This window comes from Streptosporangium sp. NPDC000509, from assembly GCF_042898365.1.
Taxonomy (GTDB): Bacteria; Actinomycetota; Actinomycetes; order Streptosporangiales; family Streptosporangiaceae; genus Streptosporangium.
On the sequence record NZ_JBIAYX010000001.1, the window covers coordinates 423,282 to 435,061 of the forward strand.

Here is an 11,780-nt window from a genome sequence, read left to right on the forward strand (position 1 = left end):
ATCTTCAGGCCAGCCGATCCTCGTCGGTGGGCCGCACGCCGCGGGCCCACTCCCCCGCGCCCATCAGGCGCTTGCCCTGCGGCTGCACCTCGCCCAGCTCGACCGGGTAGGTGGCGGTGCCGACCAGGACGGAGTTCTTGGACGCCGCGATCTGGCCGGGGGCCAGGCCGGAGGCGTCGGGAACCGGCCGCACGGGACCCAGCTTGATCCGCCCGCCGCGGAACCCGGTCCACGCGCCCGGGGCGGGGGTACAGGCGCGGACCAGGCGATCGACCCGCATCGCGGGCGCGGACCAGTCGACCCTCGCGTCGTCGACGCTGATCTTCGGGGCGAGGCTCACCCCCTCCGCGGGCTGCGGCACGGCCTCCAGCTTGCCGTCCTCGATCCCGTCGAGGGTGGCCGCCAGCAGCCCCGCCCCGGACTCGGCGAGCCGGGCGAGCAGCTCCCCGCTGGTGTCGGTGGGGCGGATCTCCTCGGTCACCACGCCGTAGACCGGACCCGCGTCCAGCTCCTTGACGATCCGGAAGGTGGCCGCGCCGGTGATCTCGTCGCCGTGGAGCACGGCGTGCTGCACCGGCGCCGCGCCGCGCCAGGCCGGCAGCAGCGAGAAGTGCAGGTTGACCCAGCCGTACCGAGGGATGTCCAGGGTGGCCTGCGGCAGCAGCGCGCCGTAGGCGACCACCGGGCAGCAGTCGGGGGCGAGCTCGGTGAGCCGGTCGAGAAACTCCGGGTCGCCCGCCTTGGGCGGCCTGAGCACCTCGATGCCCGCCTCCTCGGCGAGCTCGGCGACGGGGCTCGGATGGACCTTGCGGCCCCTGCCCGACTGGGCGTCCGGGCGCGTGACGACGGCGACGACGTCGTGGCGAGGCGAGTCGATCAGTGCCCGCAGCGAGGGCAGGGCGGTGTCCGGGGTTCCGGCGAAGACCAGTCGCAAGGTTCCTACAGAGCCTTCCCTTGGGTGGCGTGCGGGGAGAACTTGAACGTGGGGGCCGACAGCCCGCTCCAGTCGGCCTCACGGATCGCCTTCATCGCGAGTTTGCGCTGCTTGGCGTCCATCCGGTCGATGAACAGCACGCCGTCCAGGTGATCGGTCTCATGCTGGAAGCAGCGGGCCATCAGGTCGGTGCCCTCAAGGGTCACCGGCTCGCCGTGCATGTTGAAACCGGTCGCCACGGCCCGTATCGACCTGGGCGTGGGGAAGGACAGGCCGGGGAACGACAGGCAGCCCTCCTCGCCCTCCTCGTCCATCTCCTTCGACAGGTCGAGGTTGGGGTTGATCAGATGCCCGAGCTGGTCGTCCACGTAGTAGGTGAAGACCCGCAGGCCGACCCCGATCTGCGGCGCGGCCAGCCCGGCTCCCGGCGCGTCCATCATCGTGTCGGTGAGGTCCTTGACGAGCTTGCGCAGCTCCTTGTCGAAGTCCTTGACCGGGTCGGCGGGCGTGCGCAGCACCGGATCGCCGAAAAGACGGATCGGCTGAATGGACAACAGGGATCTCCTCACACTTCATGGGATGTCGCCCAGTCTAAGGGCGGCGGCCGCCTTCCCCGGGCCCTCTTCAGGACCGGGCACGGGGACCGGCCGGACGAGCCGTCGCCGCGGAAGGACGGGCGTTCACCCGGGCACGTCCGTCCCCGGGGACACGGACATATCCCGGCGAGCCGTCACCGGGGACCGGGAGTGCCGGGATCAGCGGGAGCGGGCCTTCATCGCCGCCTTGCGGGCGGACTTGGCCACCGCCGCGTCACCGTGGCGAGAACCCAGCAGATCCAGGACGGCGAAGGTGTCCGGGTGGTCCACCAGCGCCATCTCCTCGATCACCCGGACCAGGTCCTCACCGGGTTCGAGGGTGTCGAACTCGCAGATCGCCTCCGAGGCGTCGCCGCGCTCGAGCAGCGAGGCGAGCGAGTCGACCGCGAGCCAGGTGTTGTCGGCGGGCGTGAGGGCGGGCGCGGGCAGGTGGCGGATGTGCAGCCAGGAGGCGGCGTAGCGCCACATGGCGGGCTCGGAGAGGGCCTCCCTGAGCGGGGCCTCGGCCTCGGGGCCGAGCTCCTCCAGGATCGTGCCCACCGCGCCACGGCGGCCGGCCGTACCCGAGGCGGCGACCTTGACCAGCTCGCGGGCGGCGGCCTCGGGGTGGCGGGACTCCAGCCACACGGTGACGGCGCTGGGCGCGGCGGAACCCTTCATGATCGCCTCGACCAGCTCCGCCGCGCCCAGGTCGGTGAAGACGGCGACCTCCGCGCCCGTCGGCGCGTCGTGGCCCTCCCGCATCAGGTCCTGGCGGACGGCCCACATGCCCAGCGGGGTCAGTCTCGGCCGCCCTGACCGCGAGGTCTCGACCAGCCCGCAGTAGCTCAGCAGCGACAGGGCCGACTCCAGCTGGGCGGGAAGCGCGCCCGTCAGCACCCGCATCTCCGCCTGGCGGGCACCGCAGGCCACCTCGTGCGACTGCAGGATGCCCTTCACCAGGGTCGCGGTGGACAGCCCCTCGCGCACGGCGTACAGCGTGGCGAGCATCTCGGCCAGATGGTCGTCGATCACCGGGGAACCGGTCAGGTCGTCGTCGGCACGGTCGAGGACGTCCATGACCACGCCGTCCCAGAATCCCAGCACCGCCCGGGGCGGCAGGTCGGCGGAGAGCACGAGCGGGCCGGGCGTCACCTCGCCACGAACGATGCGGAGCATGCCGGTGTTGACGGCGACCACCCAGAGCAGGTGCAGCCGCGCGGGGCCCGGCAGTCCGAGCTCGGCGCACGGCGTGAACGGGTCGGGCAGCAGCCCCTCGGGGGTCACCCGGCGGGTGCCGGTCCAGACGGCCACACGCTGGGCGTCGATCACCAGCGGCACCTGCGGGACGTGCGCGGCCAGCTCCTCGTCGGCGGCGAGGTCGACCGGGGGAAAGCTCAGCGCGTCGCCGCGCGGGGGGCGACCTCGGCCCGTGGTGGTGACGGACTCCTCGAGAACGGCCGCCCGCAGCTCGCGTGGTGCCGTTCCCAGCTCGTCGACCAGCCTGCGCAGTTCGCCGATGTCGAAGACGTTCCCACTGTTCCCGCTCTTTGCCACTCGTGAAACTTACTGCACTCGCGCCTCACGCATACACGGCTCAGCCGATGGCGCGGGAACGCGCCTTGAAAGCCGCCTTGCGGGCAGCCTTGGCCGCTCCGTGATCTCTGAGGGAGCGTCCGAGCAGCTCAAGGACGTCGACGACCTCCGGATGGTCGACCCTCCACATCTCCTCGATCACGTGTGGCGGAGGACCCGAGGCGGACATGTTCTCGGCGAACGTCTCCGGATCCTCCTCGGCGACGGGCATGGCCAGGGCGAGCATGTCCACGCTCATCCAGAGCATCTCTTCCTGGGTGAGCGTGGGAGCCGCCAGGCCGCGCGAACTCAGCCAGTGGATGGCGTGCGGGCGCAGCTCGGGCTCCTCAAGGAAGGCGCGCACCGCCTCTTCCGCGTCGGGGCCGAGGCGGTCGACGATCGTCACCGCGATGCCCCTCGCGACCGACGGCGCGCCGGAGACCGAACCGAACAACTCGGTGACCGCCTGCTCCGGGGTCCTGTTCTCCAGCCAGCCCCCGATGTCGGCCTCGGCCATCTCGGCGGGCATTCCGGAAAGCAGCCCCTCGATGAGCTCGGGCGCGTCGGCGGTGGTCAGATCGGCCGCCTCGGGCGCCTCGACGCCCAGGTCGGTGTAGAGCTCGCGCAGTCCCCACAGGGCCAGCGGGGTGAGTTCGAGCAGTTCCTCACCCGGCTCGGCCATCCCGCAGTAGGCGAGTCGCCTGACGGCCTCGGGAACGTCGATCTCGCCGCCCTCGACCAGGCCGATCTCCTCCAGATAGTCCCTGACGAGGGGGATCGGCACGGGCGCCTGGAGGCGGTAGAGCATGTCGCACAGGCCGTAGAGCTCCTCGTCGAGGGAGACGTCGCCCGTCACGGCGCCGCCGGTGTCCTTCTCGACGACGAACTCGACCGTGGCGGCCCAGATTTCGAGCGGATCGAAGTCCTCGCCGTCGAAGATCGCGCTGCCCTCGACCTGGACCAGGCCGGTGTGGACCGCGAGCTCCCACAGCAGCCCCGGGTCGGCCACCGAGAGCTGGGCGGCCGCCTCGCCGGCGTCGCGGACCCGCAGGCGGCCCTTGAGGGTCGGGGTGCGGCCTCCGGCGAGCATCCACTGGACCAGCCTGCGCGCGTCGGTGACCAGCGGCACCCGCAGGGCGCTCTGGACGAGTGTCTCGCGGGGCGCCAGGCGCACCGGGGGAAGGGGCGAGCAGCCGGGACAGTCGCAGTGCTCGACGGCGGGCTCCTCGCGCACCGCGGAGACGGAGAGGATCGCGCTCCCGGCGTCCTGCTCCAGCGAGTCGGCGCCGATCGCGCTGAAGAGGCTCTTGGCCATGCCGAACCGGGAGGTGTCGGCGAGGGCGATGGGCATCTCGGGTTCGATCCGGTCGAGGACGGTCCTCATCCGGACGGCCATCTTGCCGCCGATCTCCTCGGTGGCGAGCAGGAAGTCGACCAGGGTGCGGGCGGCGGCGACGGTCTCGGGGGCGCTCTCCGGGGGGGCGATGACCTTGCGCGGGTAGATGTTGAGCAGCAGTTCCTCGAAGGTGACAGGGGTGAAGTCACCCAGCTCGTTCACGTCCAGATAGTCACTCGCGTAGTCGCAGAGCAGCCGCACCTCGTCCACGTCAACGTCAAGGCTGTGCGCACGCCCCCACGCGCGCAGGTCGTCTACGGCCCGATTCACCCATTCGATCGACACAGGGGAAAATTAACGGCTTACTGCCAGCACCGCGAATCGGGGAAACAACTCAAATCACATCTAGGGGGTCTATGCACACCTTGACCACCTCCGCCGCCTTGCGCGCGGAGCGTACTCCGGCGGCCCCTTTCAACGCCGCGGCCAGCGCCGGTCCCGAGCCCTGCGCGATCCGGACCATGGCACGTTCCCGCACTTGATCCCCCTTGGGAGAGGCCACCGGGACGGGGCCGAGCACCTGCGCCCCCGGGGGCAGGGTCATCTCGCCGATCATTTCCCGCACCGCCGCCGGAGATCCGGTGAGCGTCGCCATTTTCACCGCCGGGGGGAAACCGAGTTCTGTCCTGTCGGCCAGTTCTCTCTCGGCGTGGTTCACCGGATCCCAGCGCAGCAGAGCCTGTACGGCGGCGAGTGAGGAATCGGCCAGCACGACCAGTTCGGCCGAGGCCCGCAGCAGGGCCGCCGCGTTCATCCACCGGCGCAATGTCTCCTCCGCGGCGCGCAGATCGGGCCTGCCGAGCAGCGCCCAGCCGTCCAGCAGCACCGCCGCCGCGTACCCCCCCTCGGGCACCGGCTCGGCGCCCGGGGTCGCCACCACCAGGGCGCGGCCCGCGCCGACGGTGGCGAGCACCCCGTCCCTGCCCGACGTCTTGACCTTCACCGAGGGGAAGGCCCTCCCCAGCTCCTCGGCCGTGCGGCGGGCACCGATCACCAGGGCCCGCACCCGGGCGCCGCCGCAGGACGTGCAGCGCCAGTCACCCGCGATCCGGCCGCACCAGCGGCAGTACGGGGCCACATGACCGCCGCGCAGCGCGAAGGGGCCGCCGCAGTGCCCGCAGCGGGCGGTCGCCCGGCAGCTCTGGCAGGCCAGCGCGGGCAGGTAGCCCCGGCGGGGGACCTGCACCAGCACGGGACCGCTCTCCAGCCCGGCACGCAGGGCCCGCCAGGCGAGGCTGGGCAGCCGGGCGGCCCTCGCCGCCTCGTCCCTGGCCAGCTCCGAGTCCTCTCCCGCCGGACGGACCCTCGGCGCCCTCGCCCTCACCGTCGCGCGGGCCGCGACGATGGGCCCCGCCCAGCCCGCCGCGATGAGCCTGGTCGCCTCCGCCGTACGGGCGTATCCCCCGATGAGCAGGCCCGCCCGCGCCCGGTGGGCGCGCAGGGCGAGAACCTCCCTGGCGTGCGGGTAGGGGGCGAGCCGCTCGGAGTGCAGGTCGTCGCCGTCGTCCCAGATGACCGCGAGCCCGAGATCCCTGACCGGGGCGAACGCCGCCCCCCTCGTCCCGACCGCGACCCGCACCTGCCCCCTGGACACCCGCAGCCATCGCCGGTAGCGCTCGGCGGGCCCGAGGTCGGCGGTGAGCGTCACGTGCGCGCCGGACTCCAGAACGGCGCTCAGGGCCGCGTCGAGCAGGCCCACGTCCTTACCGTCGGGAAGCACCACGAGGGCTCCCCTGCCCCCACGCAGGGTCTCCCGTGCGGCAACCGCGACCGCCTCCGGCCACGCGGGCCCGCTCTCCCCGATGCCCGGCAGGGCCGTCCACACCGCGCGGGGGGCGTCCCCCTTCGCCAGGGCCGCCAGGAACGCCTCCCCCTCCGAGTAGTCCGCCCACGGCCCGGGCCCCTCTCCCCGCACCGAGGGCTGGGCGGCTCGGGCCGGTGCGCTCTGGGCCGGGACGGCCGAGGTCGACACGGTCAGGACCGGGGTGACCGAGATCGAGTCGGCCGGGGTCGGGGCGGCCTGAGCCGGCGGGGCCGGACTCGGGGCGGCCTGAGCCGGTGGGGCCGGACTTGAGACGGCCGGGTCCTGGGCGGCCGGGGTGGGGGTCTCGGCCTCGACCCTCGCGTGGCGGGGCGGGATGGCGAGGCGCAGGACGTCGGCCATGGTCCCGGCGTAGTGGTCGGCGACGGCGCGGGCCAGCGCGGCGATCTCCGGGGTGAGCACGGGCTCGGCGGAGACGACCCTCTCCAGGCGGGTCAGCTTGCCCTCGTGCTCGGTGGTCTCGGCCCGCTCCAGCAGGAACCCGTCGACGAGCTTGCCCGCGAACCGGACGCGGACCCGGGTCCCCGGCACGGCGGCGGCGGCCAGGGGGTCGGGGACGAGATAGTCGAACAACCGGTCGAGGTGCGGCAGCGGCGTGTCGACGAGGACCCGCGCGACCGGCAGCTCGGCGGCCGGCTCCGGCACCCCTTTCACCGGCTCGGCCACCCCGGAGGCTTTGGCCGTCCCAGCGGCCCTGACCACCCTGGCGGCCCTCACGGCCCCGGCGCGGCCACCCCGCGTCCTCGTGGGACCGCCCGGCACGTGCCGCTCACGGACCGCGTCGAGCGGCAGCAGGGCGTCGTCGTCCGGCGAAGGGCTGGCGTGGGTCACCCACCTGTCCTACCAGACCCGGGCACCCCCTCCGGACGACGGCGGGAGGACGGGCCGATCCCGTGCCTCTGACAGCAGGTCTCCGTACCTGTGACAGCCCGGTCTCGTGCCGCTGACGGCGAGAGGCGACCCCGGCGCGATCGCCCGCAGGGCCGGTCGAATGGAGCGGCCCTGTCGCAATCGCCCGCTGAGCCGATCAGATGGAGCGGACGCGGCACGATCGCCCGCGGGACCGGTCAGATGGAGCGGCGGTGGGTCCAGCGGCCACCGAGCAGGGTGCCGAGGATCGGCATGCGGCGCAGGCCGTCCCCGTCCAGCCCGGCCGGATCGTACTCGGTGATCACCAGGTCGGCGGGGTCTCCCGGGCGCACCTCCGTACGTCCCCTGGCCGCCGCCGCGAGCGCCGCCGGAAGCGGGATCGCCTGCTCCGGGTGCCACGGCGGCCGCTCGTCGTCGGTCCTGGCCACGGCGGAGGCGATCCCGTCCCACGGGTCGAGCGGCGCCACCGGGGCGTCGGAGCCCAGCTCGACGACCGCTCCGGCCGCCAGCAGGTCGGCGTAGGCGAAGGCCCTGCCGGTCCGTCCCCGCCAGTGCAGGTCGGCCACGTCGCGATCGTCCGGCGCGTGGGCGGGCTGCACGCCCGCGACCAGCCCCGGCCTGGCGAACCTCCCGAAGTCCTCGGGGCGGACGAGCTGCGCGTGCTCGATCCGCCCCGGGCAGCCGACCCGCTCGAAGGCGTCCAGCGCGATGCCCACCGCCAGATCGCCGATCGCGTGCACCGCCGGGTCGATCCCGTGCCCGGCCGCCAGGGCCATCACGCCGTACAACTCCTCGGGCGCCGTCTCCAGCAGCCCGCGCGCCTCGCCGCCGGGGTACGGGTCCTCGCAGTAGGCGGTCCTGGTGTTCAGCGACCCGTCCACGAACGTCTTGACCGGCCCGACCTCCAGCAGGCCCTCCGCACCGGCGACGGGATCGCCGGTACGCAGCCCGCGGCCGATCGCCTCCTCCAGCCGGTTCACCGGGATCGAACAGCCGACCCGGACGTCGATCCGCCGCGACCCCACCCTCCGGGTCCAGTCGGTGACGTTGTCGGCGAACTCGAAGTCCAGCACGCCCACGACGCCCCTCGCCGCGGCCGCGGTGGTGGCCTCGGCCACCCAGCGATCCAGCTCGTCCTGCGGCGGCGGGGGCATCTCGGCCATCGCGTCGTAGCAGTCGCGCTCGCGCAGCACCCCCGTCGGGTGCTCGCCCCTGCCGACCACCGCCAGCGCGGCCGGGCTGAACCAGGCGGTGTGCAGATCATTGCTGACCAGGACGATCGGGCGGTCGGGTGCCGCCGCCTGGAGCATCGACTTGTGCGGCGTGTCCGGCCACAGGCCATCGCGAAAGCCGTAACCGACCGTGAACCCGGACCCGCCGAACGCGACAGGCGTACCGGATGTGTCCGCCCGTGAGACGACGAGATCGACCGCCTCCCGTGCCGACCGCGCCGAGGTGAGGTCGATCCTGCGCCGGGCCTGCGCCCACTGTACGGAGTGCACGTGCGCGTCCCACAGCCCCGGCAGGAGGGTGCCACCCCCGGCGTCGACCGACTCGTCGCAGGGGGGCGGCTCCGCGGCCACCTCCGCGACCCGGCCGCCGACGATCAGGACATGGCGCAGCGGGCCACCGGGACCCAGTCGCGCGTTGCGCAACAGCAGGCGAGAAGACGATGAGGACATAAAGCAGAGATTAGGCGGAAACCCGACGCACGCTCCCCCGGGTATCGGCATTTTCCCCGAGCCGCCGTCGCTCACCCCCTCTCCTCGTTTCCTCCCCTTATTTCCGGTTCTTCGCGGACTTTTCGGCCGTCGTCGCGTACCGCCTTCCCAGGCAACGTCGGGCACCGCGCCGGAACCGATGCGGGGCGAGCCGAAGCCGATGCCTCTTGCTCCCGCATCCCCCGCACGCTCTCCGGCGATCGAACTCCTATCCGGCTGCGATCCGGGTGCTTAGAGTAAACGTGGAACGCCTTCGGCAGGAGACCTTTGATATGGGACCGAGCTCGCCTGTTCCATCGGAAAACGGGTCATCTTCGGATGAATACTCGGGAATCAATCCAGAGCTAATGGAACGATTCATCGCCTCACTGGAGCATGCGCGAAAAGTGGTGGGCGAGCAGCTCCCGGCGATCCTCCGGCTGCTTTCCTCGGTGGACGCCGACCGGTCCGCGGCGTTGCCGATCCGCGAGATCGAAGACTGGCTGGATCAGGAGATCCCGCGACTGCGCAGACGCAACCAGCTGATCCAGGAGCCCGACCTCCTGACGAACTGGGCCCCGAGCCTGACAGGTCCTGGTCTGCCGGGCCTCACGCCGGGACCGGGGCGCGAAGGACTCATCGCCTTCGACGAGAAGACCCTGGCCAGATCTGCTCTCGCCACCGACGAGGGGAGGAAACTCGCGGAAACCCTCGCCGCCCAGGGGCACCCGACTCCCTATTCCTCCAAGAAAATCTATGACGGGATCTTCGGCCAACTCGCCGAGAGGCGGCAGGACCCCGACTTCACCGCGGGATTCTTCGCCACCCTCGGCCCGAAGGGCGCGGCCGCCGCGCTCAGGAAACTGAACGACTACCACGGAGAATCCGCCAAGAAGCACTGGAAGACCATGGGAGAGGCCCTCGCCACGGCGGTGGCCCGACGGCCGAAAACGCTCGGCCCGTCCTGGGAGCCGGAGAACCTCAGGAAAATACAGGCGGGCAACCTGGGCCTGGTGCTCGGCCACGGCAGGTTCCCCTTCACGTGGCTCGCCGAGGTGATCCGTCCCCACACCCAGAAATCCCCCGGCGCCGGGGCCTTCACCCGCCAGGCCGCCGACCTGAGCCACTTCCTGTCCGCTCTGGCCAACAATCCGGAAACGGCCAGGGCATTGTTCAACGGCATGTCTCCCGAAGATCGCAAGGACCTGTTCTCCGCACTCAACCGGGAGGTCGCGCTCTACACCAACGAGCACGACACGATCGCCTTCGACCCGGAGACGGAGTTCGGCCGGATGCTCGCCGCCGGAGCCGGTGTCTTCGAGAAGCGCTCCCCTGGCCCCGAGGCGGTGCGATTCGCCTTCAACGCCATGACGACCATGGGCAATCTCCGGACAGAAGCGGACTTCCGCAATCCGGAGGGGCAGCCGATGGAGGTGGCGAAGGGCGCGAGAATCTTCATGTCGATGCTCGCGGGCGCCTACCCCGCCGAAATGATCGAGGGCGCCAACGCCGGGGACGCCAATCGGACACAGGACAGCGCGTTCGAGAAAACCGCCGCACTCACCGCCGGCCTGCACCCGAAGTTCCGCCTCAGTCCCGGCGACACCTACCGTTTCATCAAGACCTTCGCCGACTCGGCGGAGCGGATGAAACCGTTCAATGCGGGACTGGGTAAATTCTCCAGACACCTTATGGACGCGGCGGCCGCCAAGGATCAGGGGACAGGCATCAAGCACCTCGCAAACACCTTCGCGAGCCTGGGGTATGTCTCCGGCATGCAGTTCGCCGCCGCGAACGAGGTCCAAGGGAAAATGGATGAGTACGACCAGGAGATGCAGGACCGGCTCTTCTTCCTCATGGGCCTGAGCGTCGACCTCGTCGGGTTCGGCATCGGGGGAGGAGGCGCCGCGTTGTTTGACCTCTCGGGTCCTCTCGTAGAGCTGGACGGGGCCGGCGAGCTGATCTGGTTGATGATCAGCAAGTCTGCGAGCGAGACCATCGACTCGTACAAGGACATCGAAGGAACCCGCCTGGACAAGCTCAAGGAGAGCAACCGCCTAGCCGCCCTTGGCCGCGAATACTGGATTTTTCACGAGTTGAAGCGCTACGGGTTCTCCTACACAGTGCCCCCGAACGATCCGGCCTTCAGCCAGCCTCCCATCACCGGGAAAGACGGCAACCTGCTCCCCTTCGACAAACTGGCCAAGGACCCGAAGGCGTTGAAGAATCTTGCCGACTGGATGATCCGCAACGGCTCCGGGAGCGGAGACGACAGCACCGTCGGAGAAGCGACCACTCGGCTCAACAACACTTTCGGAGGAGCCAAGGAAAGCACGCAAACAAATCCAACTCCTTTTGGGTAGCTCACAAAGAGGCCCTAAGGCATTGAGTCTCACCGAAAAGCTCGAAGTGTTTTTTACGCAAAGAATCGACAGTAATTCTGACGCGCGATCTGTCCTTGACAGACTCATTGCTCGGCTTTTCCCAGTCAACAGAAACGACCTTATATCCACGTCTCCCCAGGCCGCCGGTCAACATATTGAATATGATGACCGGCTCGTCGACACTGGAAGTGTCCACTCCGGCAACTCCATACGTGCGCTTCGCCTTCCCCTCTCCACAAGGAATGTCCCTGCCACCCTCGTCCGTCACCTTGACATCTTTTGCATGGGTCGACTTCACCAACCAGTCGATGTCGGCCTTCAGCGTCGCCTCCGCCTGAGCCGCCGTCGGCCCCGGAGGATCGGAGGAACATGCCCCCAGGGCAAACACCCCCAAGATGGCGATCACCGCTGATCCAACGCGGGCGGAAGCAAGATGCATCACGAAACTCTCCGTTCACGCCGTCCGACATCACCCAGATCCAATGATGTCCGATAATCAAGCGATTTCCAGGAAAAGCGCCGGA

Annotated in this window: 8 protein-coding genes; 1 reads left to right on the plus strand and 7 read right to left on the minus strand. The window is 70.6% G+C overall.

Annotation, left to right across the window (positions count from 1 at the left end):
• Window positions 1-4 precede the first annotated feature (4 nt).
• The 6 genes from fmt to ACFY3D_RS01620 all read right to left on the minus strand — a co-directional run bounded on the left by fmt (window position 5) and on the right by ACFY3D_RS01620 (window position 8,854).
• Window positions 5-934 (minus strand): methionyl-tRNA formyltransferase, encoded by a 930-nt coding sequence (fmt, locus tag ACFY3D_RS01595; RefSeq protein ID WP_350948064.1) that lies wholly within the window; start codon window positions 932-934, stop codon window positions 5-7.
• 5 nt (window positions 935-939) lie between these two features.
• Complete coding sequence (def, locus tag ACFY3D_RS01600; RefSeq protein WP_389973497.1) at window positions 940-1,488, minus strand: peptide deformylase; 549 nt, start codon at window positions 1,486-1,488, stop codon at window positions 940-942.
• A gap of 201 nt (window positions 1,489-1,689) precedes the next feature.
• On the minus strand, window positions 1,690-3,066 hold the full coding sequence (locus ACFY3D_RS01605; RefSeq protein ID WP_389973500.1) for a hypothetical protein: 1,377 nt from the start codon (window positions 3,064-3,066) through the stop codon (window positions 1,690-1,692).
• A 40-nt stretch (window positions 3,067-3,106) separates the two neighbouring features.
• Window positions 3,107-4,765 carry a hypothetical protein gene (locus ACFY3D_RS01610; protein WP_389973502.1) on the minus strand — a complete coding sequence of 553 codons (1,659 nt, stop codon included), beginning with the start codon at window positions 4,763-4,765 and terminating at the stop codon, window positions 3,107-3,109.
• A 49-nt stretch (window positions 4,766-4,814) separates the two neighbouring features.
• Window positions 4,815-7,133 (minus strand): primosomal protein N', encoded by a 2,319-nt coding sequence (locus ACFY3D_RS01615; RefSeq protein ID WP_389973504.1) that lies wholly within the window; start codon window positions 7,131-7,133, stop codon window positions 4,815-4,817.
• 236 nt (window positions 7,134-7,369) lie between these two features.
• The gene (locus tag ACFY3D_RS01620; protein WP_389973507.1) at window positions 7,370-8,854 is read right to left on the minus strand and encodes an amidohydrolase; all 1,485 of its coding nucleotides are present in this window, start codon (window positions 8,852-8,854) and stop codon (window positions 7,370-7,372) included.
• 281 nt (window positions 8,855-9,135) lie between these two features.
• Here ACFY3D_RS01620 and ACFY3D_RS01625 point away from each other — a divergent pair, with 281 nt between their 5' ends.
• Window positions 9,136-11,235: a hypothetical protein gene (locus tag ACFY3D_RS01625; protein ID WP_389973510.1), complete on the plus strand. Its 2,100-nt coding sequence runs from the start codon at window positions 9,136-9,138 to the stop codon at window positions 11,233-11,235.
• Window position 11,236: 1 nt separating this feature from the next.
• Here ACFY3D_RS01625 and ACFY3D_RS01630 read toward each other — a convergent pair whose 3' ends face one another.
• A complete protein-coding gene (locus tag ACFY3D_RS01630; protein ID WP_389973513.1) occupies window positions 11,237-11,698 on the minus strand; it encodes a hypothetical protein in 462 nt (153 codons plus the stop codon).
• Window positions 11,699-11,780 lie beyond the last annotated feature (82 nt).

Excerpts from the sequence above, each read along its gene's own strand:
- ACFY3D_RS01620 (WP_389973507.1), bottom strand. The coding sequence starts at position 8,854 with ATGTCCTCATCGTCTTCTCGCCTGCTGTTGCGCAACGCGCGACTGGGT.